The organism is Endozoicomonas sp. G2_2, from assembly GCF_017744135.1.
Lineage (GTDB): Bacteria > Pseudomonadota > Gammaproteobacteria > Nevskiales > Salinisphaeraceae > Salinisphaera.
In genome coordinates this window covers 488674-506088 of the sequence record NZ_JAGHQU010000001.1, presented here as the reverse complement: position 1 = coordinate 506088, position 17415 = coordinate 488674, and the positions used below count along the sequence as shown (strand labels likewise).

Genomic DNA, 17415 nt, shown 5'->3' with positions numbered 1-17415 from the left:
AGAACGACCGAAGAAAGAACTCAGCGGGCTGACGCCCGCTGACTACGCTGCGCGGATGGCCGCAGAAGCGGCCATTTAAACCCTGGGGCTCTGGATCGAAACGCTACTGAAACCGGGGTATGGTCGGCCCCACACTCTCTTCCTACCTATCCCATTCGTCGGAACGTTCCGACAGATGTTGCCCCGCACTCTCTTCCTACCTATCCCATTCGTCGGAACGTTCCGACAGATGTTGTCCCGGGAGCAAAGGCCGACGGTGATCAACGGTGCGACGCAGCGTTTCGCCAAGTGGCTTAGCGAAGTCTAGGCGACGGTCGCCCACGAAGACTCACTGCCTGTCCGCTTCGCGGCCACCACCGATGCGGTTTCGGGCTCAATGAACGGCCCTCCATCGCATTGGCGGCGAGAGCTGTGGATTTCGTGGGCGATCCCACTCATGGGGTGGGGTGCCTAATAAATAGACCCTTCGTGGGGGCGACCTGTCGGCCCGGGCCGACGCAGCGCAGTTTGCGTCTCACGTAATTTGCGGAGATGACGCTAAGAACGAGGTCTAAGATCCGCCATTCTTAGATGGGTTTTAGATCGCTTGAGAAATCTGCCGCCCGGCCGTCCGGCTTCGCTCGGCGACATTACCAATCAGCGACGAGCTCAGGGTCAGCATCGATGCATTTACCTTGTACGCTGCCGGTGCAATGCTCTGAATTGAGACACTTCTGAAGTGGAGGAATCATGATCAACATTCTAGGCATCGTCGGCGTCCTGGCTACGGTTGCCGTAGTCATCGGCGGTCTCGCATACGCTCAAAAGAAACACCGAAATAGCCTCCACCATTGAGCCTAGAAGCCCTGCAGAGGCCAGTATGGGGTTCGGTCGCTAAGTTCCAGTAGCCCGATTTTCGCCAGGCACCATGACGCTTAGTAGTACACAGTACTTGTGGATAAGCCCGTGGGTATGTCCATGTGCAAGGGTACGTTTAAAGGTCTCGGATACCTCTGGTTAAAACTCAACCACACTGAGGCGCAATGCGCGTCGATACGTCGGCCATCTTGGCCTGCGTCATGCAGCCGCGACCGCTATCCCCCCAAGGCTCGACGACGACCGATTCCCTGAAACAGCGGCCTTTCGACCCACAATGACGCGGTGTCGTGAGCGGCAGGTCTGTTTCGTGGCCAGCGAGCGATCAATAGGCGCGACCGCTATCCCCCTTGGGGCATTTCGCCACTCGCGTTGCAGAGGCTATCTGCGTTGGCTGTTATTCCATAAGTACAAACTGGTCATATTCGAGCTTTAGATCGTATGACACCCTCTGGGAAGGCTGATGCTGACGGTCGTCCGGGCCATAAGCGATGCCCTCTAGATGAAGTATTTCATCTCTTGCAGACATACTGCGGAGTTTTACCAGCTCCAGGTTCGGGATGGTGAAATCCGCTTTAATCACTGGCTCGGCCGAGCCGAATCCGCTGTGTTCGACAACAGTGAAGTGCGGAAGGGACGTGCCATTCCCGCCGCTACAACCATAATCACCGTTCCAGTGAACAACCCAAACAGCGCCGAAAGTGCTTAAGCCGGCTTCCATTCCCTCCTTGATCTGTACCGCCTTGTATTGATTCGGCGGATAGTCACTTGGATCAGGTAACTGGCACGCAATGAGTTCGCTGTATTGCTGCACTTTTTTCGACGCGTCACTAGTATCGAACGCGTGAGCCGACGTGGCGACAGCGACGAGAGCGAGCCCGGTGGTTACCTTTCTCATTGTCTTGCCTCATTAATGTTCCTCGATACCTCAAGATCGGTATCGGCGTCAGGCATGGGGCCTTTAGCATTCCGCAAGAGTGAGCTGCTCAACTATATTGAGTAATCGTCATTCGCACGGTTGCCGATGCTTTCGCTAATGACCCAACTCTCGTAAGCCGGATAACGACCCTCGCGCAGTAACCCGTTTAGTGCCGAGATGTCCTTATCGGGGCTAAGCCATTTTCGTGCAGCCTCGGCCGTGAGTGCTTGAGGCTGGCGATCGTGGATATGCGCGATGTCATCGTTCGCCGGGCCCGTCAGGATTGCGAACGTGACTTGCCCACTAGCCGCATGATCGTCAGGTAGTCGGGATGCTTTGGACCAGATGCCGGCGAAGAAGAATGGCTGCTGGGTTTTTGGTTGGATAGCGTAGGGCTGCTTGCGATCGCCGGCGCGCTGCCATTCGTACCACCAGTCCGCTGCGATCAAGCATCGCTGGTGTCGAAATGACTTGGCGAAGAGCTTTTTCTCGTGGGCTGTCTCTGACCTGGCGTTGATAGGAGCCAATTTAGTGCCGGCCGCCCAGTTCGGTATGAAGCCCCACCATCCGGGGCCAAGTGTCAGCTCGCCAGTATCCGGATTCTTCAGCGCGCAGAGCTGGAACGTACCCGGCGGCCGGTTATAGCTCGCCGTATCGTCTAGTTTTGGCGAGACCGTAGCGCCGATGATTTTCGCGTAGGCCTCGGCAGCAGTGGTTCGCCCATAACTTCCGCACATCGGTTATCGACTGCGTACTAGATCCACTTCGCGCTCCAACGTCTTCGCACGAGATTCGGCTGCTTCTCGTTCTTTGCGTTCCTCGTAGCGATGCTGAAGAACGGCCACCGCTATGCCGGCGACTAAAAGGAACGCCAACACGCAGAACAGTGGTATTAGGCTCGCCATAGCAGGCACCTCGTTGTCCGCTTACCGTTTTTCTTATCGTCGCATCAATCCGTCTTGAGCTGCCGACTCGGTGCTTATCTCCAACAAGAGATGCTTGCGCAAAGCTGCTGAATTTCGCGCTCCGACTGCTGCGATTTCGACTTTTCCACAGTTTTTGGCCGCCTACTATAGGACTCCTCCTATAGGTACTATAGGAGGGGCTCTGAAGCCATTGGGGCGCAATGGTTTCAAGCGGTCTTGGTGACCGTTTATGCGTAATTTTGTGACCGTTTATGCGTAAAACCGGCAAAATTTGGTGACCGTTTATGCGTGGATAAGTTGGGCTATCCAGAGGGTTATCCACAGTTGATCAACGCGCAGCCTGATCGACAGCTGGGTTCTTCTCGCCAGCTGAACCGGCTCATCTGGCAGGTGCAATAGAGGTACATCCGCAAGTTGCGCCAACAATGCGTAAAACACCGTAATTAGCTGTTTATAAAGAGCAATCGTGTTTTATAGAGTGCCGTCGTATGTTGTTGATTTGCCTTATAATCACCTATTGCTGCAGAACTCATAATCCCTTGGTCGCAGGTTCGAGTCCTGCCGGGCCCACCATATTTGCTGCAGCCCTCCGCTACTAAGTCGTTAACCAATTAAGTGTTTCGAATGCACGTAATTGGTTTGCATCTGAGTAGCGCCAATACCCTGCCCCGCGCGCGATTTCTGAGGAAATAGCGTTAACAACTGATCGTTAGACCTACGCATCGGGACCGTTGACACCGAGCAAGAAATCGCCTGCGATCCGGCCGAACCAGCTGCGGGGTGATGTCGTCGGAGATCTACGTATATGCCAGTGCGGTTTCGATTCGCACACCGCCACCGTCGAAAAGACTGGCCATGAGTCGCGGGATCGCTAGGTGAACATGGCGGAGGCTGTGTCTGTCACGGCGTCAAAACTGTTCACGCTGTCGTCCATGCCTCCGGAATGGCTGTGCGCAGGTAGTCGAGCAGGCATTTTGTCTTGCGCGGCAGCTGACCGAACGGATAGGCCAGCGATACAGGCACGGCGGGCAGGCGCCAGTCGTGCAGGCAACGCAGCAGCTCTCCGGGATGCGCCCGCGAACGACGTTCGGCCGTCCAGTCGTAAAGCACGCCCAGGCCCTTGCCGCGTACGATTGCGTCGGCCTGGAGCACGACCTGGTCCGCGCGCGACCGCGTATGCACCGGCGCCATGCGGTAAGGCTCGCCGTCGACATGTTCCAGCGTCAGCCCGTCGTCGAGCACGCCGAGCATGTCTACCCAGGCGTGGTCTGCAAGATCACGCGGATGGCTCGGGGCGCCGCGCGCGTGAATATACGACGGCGCCGCATAAATTCCGCGAGTGAGTGCCCCGACCTGCTCGACGCGCAGCCCGCAGTCGCCGAGGGCACCGGGCCACAGGCAAATGGACACGCCGGCGTCGTGCTGCGGTGGCGTAGTCAGCGTGGAAAGGGTCAGTTCCATCTCGACAAACCGTGCCAGAAAATCCTCGATGCGATGCGCAAACCAGCTGCGCATAAACAGAGGATGCGCGTGCACGGTGATCCCGCCGCGCACACGCTCGCGCAGGTTATCGAGCGCGAGTCGGCTTTCGCGGTTCAGATCGAGCATGCGCTGACAGTAGTCGGCGAACGTATCGCCCGCTTCAGTCGGCACTAACCGGTTTGACTGACGGCGCAGCAACGGCTGGCCGAGCCGCCGTTCAAGACGACTCAAACGCCGGCTCAACGTTGATTTCGCCACCCCCATGGCGCGAGCGCTGGCAGACAGGCTCTGAGCCTCTAGTACCGCCACGAATACCGCGAGCTCGTCGAGATGATGCATGCACATTCCTTTCGTGTAGGTGCAGACAGCCACGCTGCGTTGCGTTTTCTGAAACCGGGCGTTGCCTCTGCTGCAGACGGCTTTATAGCACAATATTAATGAGAATGATTCGTATTCATTAGACGAGGGGGATACATGCGTTTGGTACAGCGTAGCGGCCTGTCTCTGGCCGCGGTGGCGGCTTCATGCGGAACTGCCCATGCCCAGAACGATATGGCGCTGAGCGAGGTCGTGGTAACAGCCGCCGGCTACGAGCAGGCGGTCGAAAACGCGCCGGCATCCATTAGCACGGTGGACCGTGAGACGCTTGAAAAGCGCTACTACCGCAATGTCACCGATGCACTGCGCGAAATTCCGGGCGTGATCGTGACCGGCGGCGGCGCAGGCGACAATGGCCGCGACATCAGCATTCGCGGCCTGCCCGCCCAGTACACGCTGATCCTGGTCGACGGCAGGCGTCAGAACACGCGCGAGACGCGCCCGAATGGCAGTGCCGGATTCGAACAGGATTTTCTCCCGCCACTACAGGCAATCGAGCGCATCGAGGTCATTCGCGGCCCGATGTCCACGCTCTACGGCTCGGACGCGATCGGCGGCGTGATCAACATCATCACCCGCAAGGTACCGGATGACTGGGGCGGCGCAGTACAGCTGGATACCTTTATTCAGGAAAACGGTGATTCCGGCGACCGGCAGCAGGCTAATTTCTACACCGGCGGACCGCTGGTCGAGGATCTCGTCGGGCTACAGCTGTACGGCCAGGTCAGCCGCCGCGAGGAGGACGAGATCATCAACGGCTATGAAGGCAAGGAGCTGCGTAATCTCACGGCCAAGCTTGCCTTCACACCTAGCGATAACCACGACCTCATTCTGGAAGCAGGCGCTGAAGAACAGACCCGCGAGCAGAACGTCGGCCGTTCCGGGCAAGTGACCGGCTGTCGCGGCGGCTGCACGGATTCCTTCGGCCGCTATCAGCGCGAACACTATTCGTTAAGCCATATGGGCCGCTGGTCGTTCGGCACCACCGACTCTTACATCCAGCGCGAGGTGGCGGAAAACCGCAGCCGTGAAATGGAAATCACAAACACGGTGGCCAAATCCAGCCTGGTCATGCCGATGGGCATGCATATCGTCACGCTCGGCGGCATGTTCGAAAAAGAAGAACTCTATGACGGCACGTCGAATCAGATATCCGATCGCACGAATATCGATAACACCAAATGGGCGGTGTTCGCGGAAGACGAGTGGATGATCACGCAGACCTTCGCGCTGACCGGCGGCGTACGTCTGGACGAGGACGAAAACTTCGACAGCCACGTGAGTCCGCGTCTGTATGGTGTCTGGAACGCGCTAGAGAACTGGACCCTCAAGGGCGGCGTATCAACCGGCTTCCGGGCCCCGGATCTGCGTGAAATCACGCCGGACTTCGGCCAGGTCAGTCGCGGCGGCAATGTGTACGGCAACCCCGACCTCGAGCCTGAAACCTCGGTCAATAAGGAGCTCGGACTGCTCTACGCGGCCGGCTGGGGTGCCAACGCGAGCGTGACCATCTTTCATACCGACTTCAAGGACAAGATCACCCGCGTCGCCTGCCCGATCGAGATCTGCGCCGCGGGCCCCAACCAGTTCGGCTCGGATCCAACTTATCGCATCAACGTCGACGAGGCCGTCACGCAAGGCGTGGAAGCCAGCGTCTCGGCGCCTTTGGGCGACAGCCTGAACTTCACCGCCAGCTACACCTACACCGATTCCGAACAGAAATCCGGCGAGTACGAAGGCGAGCCACTCACTCAACTGCCCAAGCATCTGGCCACGGCTACGCTGAACTGGCGGCCCACCGTGCGGCTCTCGCCGTGGGCGCGCCTGACCTACCGAGGCGAGGAAAGCCAACCCACGACGGGACCCTCACAGAACGCGCTGATTGCGCCTTCCTACACCTTCGTCGATGTCGGCACGAGCTACCTTTTGGCCGAAGGCACCACCGTCAATCTTGGCGTCTACAATATGTTCGACGAAGACGTCACCTACGACGAATACGGCTACGTCGAGGACGGCCGGCGCTACTGGTTGGGGCTGAACCTGGAGTTCTAGACCGGCACCGCGCGCTTTTATCCATGCGCGGTCGCCGCAGCGCCCGCGTTTTTCACGGAGTTCGAACCATGTTTTTTAATCGATCCCGCCCGCCCCGCGTATCGGGCATCGCCCTGTTGTGCGGCGTCGCGCTGCTTGTCGTCAGTACCGTCGGCGCGGCACGCACCCTCGATACGAAATACGGCGATGTCGAGGTCGATGGCACCCCGGAACGCGTGGTCACCCTCTACGAAGGTGCGCTCGATGCGGCCGTCGCGCTCGGCGCGACACCGGTCGCGGCCATCGCCACGCGCGGCGGCGACGGGGTGGCGCGCTATATGAGCGACCGCGTGGGCGCCATCGACATCGTCGGCACCGCGCGCGAGACCAACATCGAAGCCGTCGTCGCCCAGCGGCCGGATCTCATCCTGGCTTCGTCCCGACTCACGCAAAAACAGTACGCGCTGCTGTCGAAGATCGCGCACACGATCGTACCCGCAAACGATACGTTTGCGTCCGATGCCTGGCAGCAGGAGACCCGGCTTTACGGCGCAGCGCTCGGTCGAGGCGAACAGGCCGAATCGTTGATCGCGCAATACGAAGCACGCGCTGCGGCGATCCGCGCGCGTGTTTCCGACGACACCAGCGCTAAGCTCGTGCGCTGGATGCCACAGGGGCCGCTCGTTATGGCCGATATCATTTTCTCCTCGCGCGTACTGGCCGATGCCGGCTTCGACGTCGACGATGACGCACTGGTGCCGCAAGGCCGTCCGCACAGTGATCCGCTGAGCCTGGAGAATGTCGACCGCATCGACAGCGACTGGCTGTTTCTCGCCACGCTGAACGCCGATGGCGAGAAGGCGCTGGAAACCGCTCGCACGTCACCGGCCTTCACCCGCCTGAACGTCGTCAAGCGTGACCAGGTCGTGCCTGTAGACGGCCAGTTATGGACCAGCGCATCGGGCCCGATCGCCGCCGAAGCCATCCTCGACGATATCGCCGGCGCGCTGGGCGTCGACGCGCCGCGTTGAGCAGGCCGCCGGCCGCACGCACCCACACGCGCCGGCGGCCGGGCCTTTGGTTCGCGCTGCTGACCGCAGCGCTCGCCCTGGTCTGTATCGCCAGTCTGATGTTCGGCGCCGGCTCGACCGGCCCGATCACATCCCTGGCCACGCTGCTGCATGCCCCGGCCGGCGATGGCGGCTGGGCGTCGAGCGGTGAAGCGCGTTTCGTCATCGAATCCCTGCGTGGGCCGCGCACGATCGTCGGCGTGCTGGTCGGCGCAGCGCTTGGTGTTGCCGGGGCCCTGCTACAGGCCGTCACGCGCAACCCGCTGGCCGAGCCCGGGCTGCTCGGGGTAAGCGCGGGCAGCGTGCTCGCGGTCGCCCTGGCCCTGGCCTTCGGCGAAAGCGCGGCCACGCTGCGGGTGCCCGTCGCCCAGCTCGGCGCGCTCGCCGGCTGCATGGCGGTGCTCGCCGCGGCTCGATTGCGCGGCGTGGGCAACGACCCGGTCCGGCTGGTGCTGGCCGGCGCAGTGCTTTCGGGCGTGCTCGATGCGCTGACCTACATGATTCTGCTCGTCGACGAGCGCACCGCCGACGAGATCCGCTTCTGGATCGTCGGCAGTCTGGCGGGCCGTCGCCTGACAGATGTCACGGCGCTGCTGCCGGGACTCGCGATCGCGGCTGCGATCGTGGTTGCGATCGCCCGTCCGCTGGCCGCACTCGCGCTCGGCGAACGCGTGGCCACAGGGCTTGGCCACCGACCACGCCTCGTGCGCTTCATGGTCGTGATCGCGGTTGCATTGCTGGTGGGGTCGGCCACTGCCATCGCCGGGCTGATCGCGTTCGTGGGTCTGGTCGCCCCGTTCGCCGCCCGCGCGCTCGCCGGCCCCGACGTGCGCCGTACGCTCTGGCTGTGCCTGCCCGCGGGCGCGCTCATGGTTGTGACCGCCGATATCGTCTCGCGCCTGGTGGTGCGCCCTTCGGAGCTACCGATCGGTGTGCTGACCGCACTCATCGGCGCGCCCGTTCTTGTTGCGGTAGTGCGGCTGCGGCGGCTGCCAAGCCTGTGAGCACGGTGCGAACGCTCTCTAACGCGCGCGACCCCGTCGCGCCACCGGCCGGGACATGGCGGATTGGCCTTTCGCGCGGTCCGACCCAGCGCGCGGTACTGATCGACCGGCGAACCGTCGCCGCAAACGGGCTGCTCGCCCTGCTTCTGGCCGCTGTCGCGCTGGCCTCGCTATGTCTCGGCAGCGTGCCGATCGCACCGCAGGCTGCGCTGCGGGCGATTTTCGGCCAGGGCGATGCGATGGACGTGTTCGTGATCCAGGAACTGCGGCTCGCCCGTGTGGAGGCCGCGCTGCTGACCGGCGCGGCATTTTCGCTGGCAGGCTGTTTGACTCAGACGCTGGCGCGCAACCGACTCGCCACCCCGGGCATCATCGGCATCGATAACGGGGCGACCGCCTTCGCCGTAGCCACAGTCACCGGCGTGAGCGCGCATTTCGCGCCGGCGGTAATGGCACTGGCCGGGGCGGCGACCGCCACCGCCGTCACGTTCTCCCTGGCCGGCGGCATCGGCACGCGCGGCTATCGCTTCATCGTTGCCGGCCTGGGCGTTGGTGCGGCCTTTCGCGCGGTCACCCATCTCATGCTCGCCCGCGCGCCCATTGATGATGCCAACGCGGCCTACGCCTGGACGGTCGGCAGCCTGAACGCGCCCGAGGCCGGCTCGATCGCGCTGCTCGCTGCTGGGCTGGTCGTCGGAATGGTCGCGGCGCTCATGCTGGCACGCTCGCTGGCCGTGCTGCGTTTTTCCGACGCGACGGCGCAGACGCTGGGTATCAACGTGCGCGGCTGCCGGCTCGCCGCACTTGCGATTGCGGTCGTGCTCAGCGCGCTGGCGGTGGCGGTAGCCGGTCCGGTCGCGCTGGTCGCGCTCATGGGCCCGGAGATCGCGCGGCACCTGTCCTCGCATCGTGGCGTGCCGCTGGTCGGCGCCGCGCTCGCGGGGGCTGCGATCATGACCGCGGCAGACTTGGCCGGGCGCCTGCTGCTCGCGCCGATCGAGATTCCCGTGGGGCTGGTCACGGCGGTGGTGGGCGGGCCGTTCCTGCTCTGGATACTCCTGCGTCCGGGCCACAGAATAGCGCCATGAACGATCCAGCCTTCGACTCGTCGGCGCTCGCGTCGAGCCCGCTCGGTGCGCAGGGCCTGACGCTGGCCTACGGCAAGCGCGCCGTCATCCGGAACCTGGATCTGGCCCTGCCCGCGCGGCGCGTGACCGCGATCGTCGGCCCAAACGGCTGCGGCAAGTCGACGCTGCTCGCGGGTCTCGCGCGCCTGCATACGCCCGAAACGGGCCACGTGACGCTTGACGGGCGGGATATACGCGAATTCGGCGGGCGTGAGCTGGCCCGCGCGCTCGCCCTGCTGCCGCAGAGCGTGAGCGCGCCGGAGGGGTTGACCGCCGCAGAGCTCATCCGCTTCGGCCGGCAGCCGCATCAGGGTTGGCTGCGCCACTGGTCAGCCGAGGACGCGCGCGTGGTCTCAGCAGCACTGGCCGCCGCCGATCTCGAGGCGCTGGCCGATCGTCCGCTGGACGCCATGTCGGGTGGTCAGCGCCAGCGGGCCTGGATCGCCATGACCGTTGCCCAGCAGACACCGCTGCTGCTGCTCGACGAGCCTACGACCGCGCTCGATCTCGGCCATGCCATCGAGGTCTTCGAACTGATCCGCGAGCTCGCAGCGGCCGGCAAGACCGTCGTCATGGTACTGCACGACCTGGTCAACGCCTGCCGCTACGCCGATCACCTGATCGCGATGCGCGCCGGCGAGATCATCGCCGCCGGCGCACCGAGCGAGGTTGTGACAACTGATCTCGTGCGCGAACTCTACGGTATCGACTGCACGCTGCTCGCCGACCCGGGCACCGGCTCGCCCGTGCTCACGAACCTTCGGCGCACGCGCGAACCTGCACCCGCGTGCGCCGTAAGTCGATGAATGGTCAGGTATCGAACGCCGACCATCTGACCGCCGTATCCGACTTCATTGTTACGCGAGGTGACCATGGGCGAACGCATTGAGGACGTGCTCGCACACTACGACGAACTGCTGCGCGAAGAGCGTGCCCACCGCGACGATCCCGCGGTACAACGCGACCGACATACCGACCGCGACCGCCGTCTGCTCGCCGTCGGTCCGCATACCGGCCGGCTGATCAACGTGCTCGCGCGCAGCCTCGACGCCCCGCATATTCTCGAGCTGGGCACCTCCTACGGCTACTCCACGATCTGGCTCGGCGAGGCGGCACGCGCCGCCGGCGGCCGCGTGACGACCATGGAAATGCAGGACTACAAATCGCGATACGCCCGCGATATGGCAGCACGCGCCGGACTGGACAGCCATATCGACTTCCAGGTCGGCGATGCGGTCGAGATGATCGACGAGCTGACCGATCCGATCGATTTCGTGCTGCTGGATCTCTGGAAGGATCTCTACATGCCCTGCCTGAAGGCCTTCTATCCGAAGCTGGCGCCCGGCGCGATCGTCGTGGCGGACAACATGCTGCGGCCGGGTGGCGAGAACGTGCAGCGCTATGGCCAGGCCGTGCGCGCCAAGGCGGGCATCGACAGCGTATTGCTGCCGGTGGGCTCCGGACTCGAAGTCAGCCGTCTCGCATCGGCCTGAGCGGTCGGCCGCGCTGTCGCGGTAGCCGCATGTTGCGGATTTTACAACGCGCCGTTGCGTCTGCGTCGGTTGTGCAACGCAAACGAACCGAACCAAAATCTGCGCTAGAACGAAATAACGACTGCTTCAACACGACCCCGCGCCTGATCGCGAGGTCAAGAACGGAAAAAGACGATGGACACGCGCGTAATGGACCACGAACACGGCTACGGGCTCGCCAGCCGTTTTTTCCACTGGTCGATGTTTTTGCTGCTGCTCTGGCAGATCACCTCGGCGGTACTGCACTACGCTCTAGACGACACGGCGATTACGGACTTCTTCTTTGGCTTTCATTTTTCCAACGGCGTACTGATTCTGGTCCTTGCCGTGCTGCGCGGTGCCTGGGGCCTACTCAATCTTTCCCGCCGCCCGTCACACGCGGGCGCGCTCAACAGGCTCGCCGCTCTCGGTCATGTCGCGATGTATTTGCTGCTGATCGCCGTCCCCGTGGTCGCGATAATCCGCGCCTACGGTTCCACCCGCCCCTTCTCGGCGCTGGGCATCGACATCTTCGCGAGCCGCGCAAACGAGATCGCATGGATGACCGATCTCGGCGGCGCCTGGCACGGCTTCCTCGGCTGGACCCTGTTCGCGCTCATCGCTGGGCACATCGCGATGGCGTTCATGCACACCTACGCGTGGAAAGAGCCGCTGATCGCGCGCATGACAAAGGGCGACGAGCTGGGCTAACCGCCCGCGCCAAGGTATTCAGTCCGCCGCGTTGAACGCGTCCATCACGCGATGACGCTCGCCGTGGTAGTGCTCCTCGGCCGCCGCGGCCTTCCAGTACGGCACGGTGTAGATACAGCGCCGATCGTAGCCACGCACGCGGAGCAAATGATCGCGCAGCGCTAACACTGTCGCGTTTTCCCCCGCCACCCACGCTGCGCTGCCGACCGGGGCGACGTCGGCACGCACCGCGCGTATAAGTGCGGTATCCAACGCACCCGGGAGCGTATCCGACACCAACCAGGTGATCGGCACATCGGCCTCGTAAACCAGCGACTGCCGATCGTCAGCGTGGGGAATTTCGATGAAAGCCCGGCCGGTCGCGCTGGCCGGCAACGATTCCAGCAGCGCACTGATCGCCGGTAGCGCGCTCATGTCGCCGGCCAGCAGCACGTCATTCGTCGCCGCGAGCAGCGGGTAAGGCCCGCCGGGGCCGGCGAAGCCGATGACATCGCCGGGCGCCGCCCGCGCGGCCCAGGCCGAGGCGGGGCCATCGTCGCCGTGAAGCACGAAATCGACCTCGACGGCGGGCGCGGCAGCATCGAAGCGGCGGATCGAATAAGTCCGCGTGATCGGCCTTGCGTCGGCACCCGGCCAGACCAGCCCATTCGGCCCCAATTCGGGCAGACACGGCACGCGCTGGCCCGCGCGCGCAAAGAACAGCTTGATGTGGGCACCGGCGCAGTCTTGCGGCAGCGCGACCAATGGTCCGCCGGTTAGACGCACGCGGGCCATCCTCGGGCTCACGCGCATAACCGCGGTCACGGTCAACAATGTCGGCTCGAGCCGCGAGCGGCCAACCTCTTTGCGTGCTTCGTCGACCATCCCTGCTTCCTCAGTTTCCGTTCGTACCGCGGGGCGCATCACCCAGCCAACGGTCGAGAGCGGCGAATAGCCCCGCGCGCAGGGCGTCGCGATGGCCGGCCTGGGCGAGCACGCGCTGGGCCACGTCCAGTCCACCGCAGCGACGCAGCTCGCGTGCCGCCCAGCGCGTATTGTCCACCATCCGACGTGTTGCCAGACGCTCAACACGCGCTTTTCCCAGCCGCGCACGGACGTCACGATCCACGGGCTGCTCGTTACGACCGACCGTGAGTGTGACCTGTTGTGACTGCGCTGCTTCGCCACAGCCGCCCGCCGCGAACGCCGCCAGCCGGGGCTTGAAGGCCCCCTCTCCCCACCAAAGCGAGGGGCTCGCGGCGAAGTAGGCAGAAAACGCCGTTGGGTCGCGCACCAGCTGGGCCAGCACCGTCAACCCGCCGAGCGAATGCCCGTACAACGCCTGACGCGCTTCGTCGAGGGCAAAGCGTTCGGCGATGCGCCGGCGCACCTGTCGGGCAACAAAATCGAGAAACGCATCCGCCCGACCACTGCCGGCGTGTTCGGCCCCCGAAACCGGGGTGAGATCGACGAAACGACGCGGGATATTGAAGTTGTCCGTATCCGGATAACCGATGCCCACGACCAACACACGGCCCGCGAGTCCGTGATCGGCCAGCCACTGTCGCGCCAGCGGCGCGGTGGCATTGCCATCGAGCAGATAGATTGCCGGATAACCGGCGGGCGGCGGCGGCGCGGTCGGCCGCGAGACGAGCAGCTGATAGGTCTCGCCGCCAACCCGATCGACCACGTTCGTGATATCGAAGCCCGCGGGCGTCCGCGCCTGGACGCTGCCCACGACACCCAGCGCCAGGCCGACCGAAGCCACACGCATGATCGCCACCAGAGCTTGCCGCTTGCGACCGGCCACGCGCGATCAGAAGTCGTAGCGCAGCGACGCCACCAGACTGCGCGGCGCGCCGTAGAAGTTGAACGTGCCGGTGCTGCCGACGCGGTTGTAATACGCCTTGTCTAGCAGGTTGTTGACGTTGAGCTGGCCGGACAGCTGATCGGTGAATTCGTAGCCGAGCATGGCGTCGACCACCGCATAGCCGGGCGCCTCGACCCCCTGCGACGAGCTGAAGTCGCTAAGCGCGGTCACGCCGCCGCCAACGCTGAAGCCGTCGAGGGTCCCGCCTTCGAAACCGTATTGCGCCCATAGGTTGAGGATGTGATCGGGCATGAGCAGGAAGGTGGCGTCCGGGTCGCCGCGCTCGACCTCGGTATCCATATAGGTATAACCGGCGATCAGATCGAACTGCTCGATCGGCGAACCGCTGATCTCGACTTCAGCCCCCTTGATCGTACGCTTGCCGATAGCCGCGGAATAGGTTTCGCCCGGCACGCCGGCGGCGTAGTTTCGATCGGTGAGATTGAAGGCGCTGACCCGCGCGTTCAGGTTGCCTGCGAAATAGCTGCCCTTGATGCCCGCTTCGTATTGGGTGCCCTCGCGCGGCTCGATCAGATCGTTGTTCTCGTCGTTCGCCGTCTGCGGTTTGAAAACCTCCGAATAGCTCGCGTAAAGCGAGTGGTGGGCATCCAGGTCAAACACGAGGCCGCCGTAGGGGGTGAGCTTGCCATTGCGGTCACGCTCGCTGGTGGCACCTGTCTCGAGATCGGTGAGTTCGACCTTGTAATCACTCACACGCGCGCCGCCGATCAGAGCCAGGCGCTCGATCGGGCGGAAGGTCAGCTTGGAATAGACGCCGATCTCCTCGAGTTTCTGGTTATTGGCGGATAACGCGCCGGTTTCGAGAAAATCGACGTAAGCGATCTCGTCGAAATCCTCCAGCTGGGTGGCGGGCAACCGCGCGCGCGCACGGATCGAATCGGTGTCGTAGTGCTTGTAGTCCGAGCCAATCACGAATTCGCTAACCTGTCCGAGCGCCTCGAACGGCTGGCTGTAGCTCGCGTCGGCGGAAAACGCGGTTTCGTCGATGTCGCCGGCCGTTCCGGCCACAGTGACGGTCCCGTCGTCGCCGAGCGGCCCGCCGCCGAAGGCGTAGTTGTAGTCGGCGTTGCGGTCGGAATAGCGCGCGGCGACGCGCCCGTAGCCGCCATTTTCGAAACGGTGGGTGAGTTCGCCAATGACGTCGTCGCTGTCCATGGAAAAATCGTTCCAGTCGGCGCCGAAGAACGTGGAACGGTCGATGTCCAACAGATTGCCGTCGGCGTCGGTGGCCAGGCCGTTGTTGACGGTAATATCGCGCTCCTGACGCAGATAGGCCAGCGACACGGTAGTGTCCGGGTCGATGTCGTACTCGAGCGTGCCGTAGAAGGTCTGGCTGGCGTTGTCGTTGTGATCGACGAAGCCGTCGGTGTCGCTGTCGGCGGCCACTGCGCGTCCACGCAGCCGCCCGTCTTCGGTGATCGGCCCGCCGACGTCGGCTTCCAGATAATGCTGGTTCCAACGTCCATAGCGGCCGGTGATGTGGCCCTGGAAGGTATCGGTCGGGCGCTTGCGCACGAGATTGACGATGCCGCCCATTTCGCTGGTGCTGTTGAACAGACCCGAAGGCCCGCGCATGACCTCGACGCGATCAAAGGCGGCGAGATTGGGCAGCGTGCCGTTGATACTGGCCATCGGCGCGGGCAGACCGTCGATGTTGTATTCATCGTACTCGTAGCCGCGCGCGTAAATAGATGAGCGTCCAGCGTCGTTGGTCAAGACCCGCAGGCCTGGCGTGCGCCGGGCGAGTTCGTCGAGGGTGTCGAGGTTGCGATCCTCGATCGCGTCGCGCGTCACCACCGTAACCGACTGCGGGATGTCACGCAGCGCCGCCGGCGTCTTCGTGCCCACGGTGGCGGCGTCCACCGCATAACCGCGGGTTTGTTCGGAGGGCAGCATGTCGTAGAGAAGGTTGCCTTCCACCGTGACCATTTCGAGCGTCAGCGCGTCGGCCTCATTGTCCTGGGCATGGGCCGAACAACCGGCCCACAGCAGACAACTGGTCAGTCCGGTCGTAGCGATATGGCGAAGCATTTGCGTCATGTGCAGCGAGTCCCCTTGTGCAAGGCCCTCAGCCGTAAGTCGGGCGTAGGCATTCGGCGTGATCGCAAATGCGAATCTTTTGCATTTGCAGCGTCAGCGCTGCATTATTTCAGACGTTTTGCACTCGCACCTTTGCCCTCGGATCAAATGTTTTTGCAATCGGATACCTCGGCGCAAGTTACCGCCGGCCACGAGCCTTCTACCCTTGCTGGCGGCCGAGCGATCCGTGAGGCCGAGTTGTCTCACCATGCCGCCCAGTTGGGCCATAGCTACCGAACGCAGACATCTGCCGGCCGCGCCGCCGCCCCACTGGAAGGCGATGTCGGGGTCGATGCTTTGGCGGGCGGTCTTTTGCTGCGCCGCGCCCAAGTACACAACACCCAGGACATGCGGTGTTTCGCCCGGCTCAGCCCCGGGATCAAGATCGTGCTGGTACTCGACGGCGAGGTCGACGTGCGCTTCGGCGGTCAACCCTTACCGACCGACGGGCGGCAGTGTTGCTTCGGGGTCGTCGTAAACCTGACCCAACCCACCGATTTCGAGCGCCGCGCGCGAGCCGGCACCCATGAAAAAAGCCTGACGCTCACGTTGCCCGGCGACTGGCTAGAACGGCGCGCGGCACGCCTGAGTCGCGCCGTGCCGCGCTTGGGCTGCGGACTGGCCCATCTCGCAATGGCGCCGTGGCAGCCGAGCGACACACTGTGCGCACTCGCGCAGACGCTATTCGACCAGCGCCCGGCCGTGATCGACGCGGCTTGGCTGCTCCATTGCGAAAGCCTCGCCTTGGCGATGGCGGCCGCAGCCTGGCCGGCATTGATCGATACGCCGGTCCCGGTCAAACCGGAGACGGCGATCGACAATCGGCGCACGCGACGCATGCGCGATCTAGCCGACAGCGGACGCATGGAACGAATGACGCTGGATGAAATCGCGCGTGAGACCGGCATGAGCCGCGCAAGCCTGCAGCGTCATTTCCGCCGCTGCTATGACATGAGCGTACAGCAGTACGCCCGCCACCAGCGCTTGCAGCGGGCCCGACGAGCGCTGGCGGACACTGACTGCAGCGTGGCTACGGCCGCTGAGATTGCAGGCTATACAAATGCCGCCAACTTCACCACGGCATTCAAACGCATGTTCGGCGAGACTCCAAGCCGGCTTCGTCACCACGTGGCCGATTGAGGCAGCCGTCGTCCAACCTACCCGCCAGCACCAATAGAGCGGCGCGCTTTGACTGCCAACGGAATCGGCATGGACTGAAATGTTCACCCGAGAGTTTTTCGCATTTCTTGTCCAGTAGGCGGCCGATACTCTGATGGCACAACCAAACGGGCACACTCAGCATTAGTGGATCTTCGACCACGCCGCCGAATTATCATATCGGCAGGAGAGACGCCGTTTCCGATGTAGCCAGAATTTGAACGCCTGTTGACAATGCGGCGCAGGCATCGAGCCCCTGGTTTGAGAATTAAGCCATTTGATCGCCTCACATTC

General features: G+C 63.2%; 14 protein-coding genes. 8 read left to right on the top strand and 6 right to left on the bottom strand.

Going from position 1 to position 17415, the window contains the following annotated elements:
• Nucleotides 1–1252: 1252 nt before the first annotated feature.
• From J7355_RS02220 to J7355_RS02210, 3 genes are all read right to left on the bottom strand, one after another.
• Nucleotides 1253–1753, bottom strand: a complete 501-nt coding sequence (locus J7355_RS02220) for a hypothetical protein (protein ID WP_123592297.1) — start codon at nucleotides 1751–1753, stop codon at nucleotides 1253–1255.
• Nucleotides 1754–1845: 92 nt separating this feature from the next.
• Nucleotides 1846–2511, bottom strand: a complete 666-nt coding sequence (locus J7355_RS02215) for an SOS response-associated peptidase (protein ID WP_123592298.1) — start codon at nucleotides 2509–2511, stop codon at nucleotides 1846–1848.
• Between the two features lie 1107 nt (nucleotides 2512–3618).
• Entirely contained in the window at nucleotides 3619–4521 is a 903-nt protein-coding gene (locus J7355_RS02210; RefSeq protein ID WP_209059458.1) for a LysR family transcriptional regulator, read from the bottom strand.
• A gap of 135 nt (nucleotides 4522–4656) precedes the next feature.
• Between J7355_RS02210 and J7355_RS02205 the strand changes: the two genes are divergently transcribed.
• The 7 genes from J7355_RS02205 (at nucleotide 4657) to J7355_RS02175 (ending at nucleotide 12014) form a co-directional block, all read left to right on the top strand.
• On the top strand, nucleotides 4657–6612 hold the full coding sequence (locus J7355_RS02205) for a ligand-gated channel protein (protein ID WP_209059455.1): 1956 nt from the start codon (nucleotides 4657–4659) through the stop codon (nucleotides 6610–6612).
• A 68-nt stretch (nucleotides 6613–6680) separates the two neighbouring features.
• Nucleotides 6681–7622 (top strand): iron-siderophore ABC transporter substrate-binding protein, encoded by a 942-nt coding sequence (locus tag J7355_RS02200; protein ID WP_209059453.1) that lies wholly within the window; start codon nucleotides 6681–6683, stop codon nucleotides 7620–7622.
• Nucleotides 7619–8665 (top strand): iron ABC transporter permease, encoded by a 1047-nt coding sequence (locus tag J7355_RS02195; protein ID WP_280637541.1) that lies wholly within the window; start codon nucleotides 7619–7621, stop codon nucleotides 8663–8665. The genes J7355_RS02200 and J7355_RS02195 overlap by 4 nt, the downstream gene beginning before the upstream one ends.
• 5 nt (nucleotides 8666–8670) lie before the next feature.
• Nucleotides 8671–9753: an iron ABC transporter permease gene (locus tag J7355_RS02190; protein ID WP_348522986.1), complete on the top strand. Its 1083-nt coding sequence runs from the start codon at nucleotides 8671–8673 to the stop codon at nucleotides 9751–9753.
• Nucleotides 9750–10598 (top strand): ABC transporter ATP-binding protein, encoded by an 849-nt coding sequence (locus J7355_RS02185; protein ID WP_209059446.1) that lies wholly within the window; start codon nucleotides 9750–9752, stop codon nucleotides 10596–10598. The genes J7355_RS02190 and J7355_RS02185 overlap by 4 nt, the downstream gene beginning before the upstream one ends.
• 66 nt (nucleotides 10599–10664) lie before the next feature.
• Entirely contained in the window at nucleotides 10665–11285 is a 621-nt protein-coding gene (locus tag J7355_RS02180; RefSeq protein ID WP_209059444.1) for a class I SAM-dependent methyltransferase, read from the top strand.
• A gap of 174 nt (nucleotides 11286–11459) precedes the next feature.
• Nucleotides 11460–12014, top strand: a complete 555-nt coding sequence (locus tag J7355_RS02175) for a cytochrome b (RefSeq protein WP_209059442.1) — start codon at nucleotides 11460–11462, stop codon at nucleotides 12012–12014.
• Between the two features lie 18 nt (nucleotides 12015–12032).
• Here the strand turns inward: J7355_RS02175 and J7355_RS02170 are convergent, their stop codons facing one another.
• Genes J7355_RS02170 through J7355_RS02160 form a run of 3 tightly spaced genes read right to left on the bottom strand, consistent with a single transcriptional unit; the run spans nucleotide 12033 to nucleotide 15924 of the window.
• The gene (locus tag J7355_RS02170; protein ID WP_209059439.1) at nucleotides 12033–12878 is read right to left on the bottom strand and encodes a siderophore-interacting protein; all 846 of its coding nucleotides are present in this window, start codon (nucleotides 12876–12878) and stop codon (nucleotides 12033–12035) included.
• Nucleotides 12879–12888: 10 nt separating this feature from the next.
• A complete protein-coding gene (locus J7355_RS02165) occupies nucleotides 12889–13803 on the bottom strand; it encodes an alpha/beta hydrolase-fold protein (protein ID WP_209059437.1) in 915 nt (304 codons plus the stop codon).
• 6 nt (nucleotides 13804–13809) lie between these two features.
• Complete coding sequence (locus J7355_RS02160) at nucleotides 13810–15924, bottom strand: TonB-dependent siderophore receptor (protein WP_209059434.1); 2115 nt, start codon at nucleotides 15922–15924, stop codon at nucleotides 13810–13812.
• 387 nt (nucleotides 15925–16311) lie between these two features.
• Between J7355_RS02160 and J7355_RS02155 the strand changes: the two genes are divergently transcribed.
• Entirely contained in the window at nucleotides 16312–17103 is a 792-nt protein-coding gene (locus J7355_RS02155; RefSeq protein WP_209059433.1) for an AraC family transcriptional regulator, read from the top strand.
• The last annotated feature ends 312 nt before the right edge of the window (nucleotides 17104–17415 follow it).

What these genes read in the sequence shown, in the direction of transcription:
- J7355_RS02220 (WP_123592297.1), bottom strand. Translation starts at nt 1,753, where the DNA reads ATGAGAAAGGTAACCACCGGGCTCGCTCTCGTCGCTGTCGCCACGTCG.
- J7355_RS02215 (WP_123592298.1), bottom strand. Translation starts at nt 2,511, where the DNA reads ATGTGCGGAAGTTATGGGCGAACCACTGCTGCCGAGGCCTACGCGAAA.
- J7355_RS02185 (WP_209059446.1), top strand. Translation starts at nt 9,750, where the DNA reads ATGAACGATCCAGCCTTCGACTCGTCGGCGCTCGCGTCGAGCCCGCTC.
- J7355_RS02205 (WP_209059455.1), top strand. Translation starts at nt 4,657, where the DNA reads ATGCGTTTGGTACAGCGTAGCGGCCTGTCTCTGGCCGCGGTGGCGGCT.
- J7355_RS02155 (WP_209059433.1), top strand. Translation starts at nt 16,312, where the DNA reads ATGCGGTGTTTCGCCCGGCTCAGCCCCGGGATCAAGATCGTGCTGGTA.
- J7355_RS02200 (WP_209059453.1), top strand. Translation starts at nt 6,681, where the DNA reads ATGTTTTTTAATCGATCCCGCCCGCCCCGCGTATCGGGCATCGCCCTG.
- J7355_RS02170 (WP_209059439.1), bottom strand. Translation starts at nt 12,878, where the DNA reads ATGGTCGACGAAGCACGCAAAGAGGTTGGCCGCTCGCGGCTCGAGCCG.
- J7355_RS02160 (WP_209059434.1), bottom strand. Translation starts at nt 15,924, where the DNA reads ATGACGCAAATGCTTCGCCATATCGCTACGACCGGACTGACCAGTTGT.
- J7355_RS02175 (WP_209059442.1), top strand. Translation starts at nt 11,460, where the DNA reads ATGGACACGCGCGTAATGGACCACGAACACGGCTACGGGCTCGCCAGC.
- J7355_RS02180 (WP_209059444.1), top strand. Translation starts at nt 10,665, where the DNA reads ATGGGCGAACGCATTGAGGACGTGCTCGCACACTACGACGAACTGCTG.
- J7355_RS02210 (WP_209059458.1), bottom strand. Translation starts at nt 4,521, where the DNA reads ATGCATCATCTCGACGAGCTCGCGGTATTCGTGGCGGTACTAGAGGCT.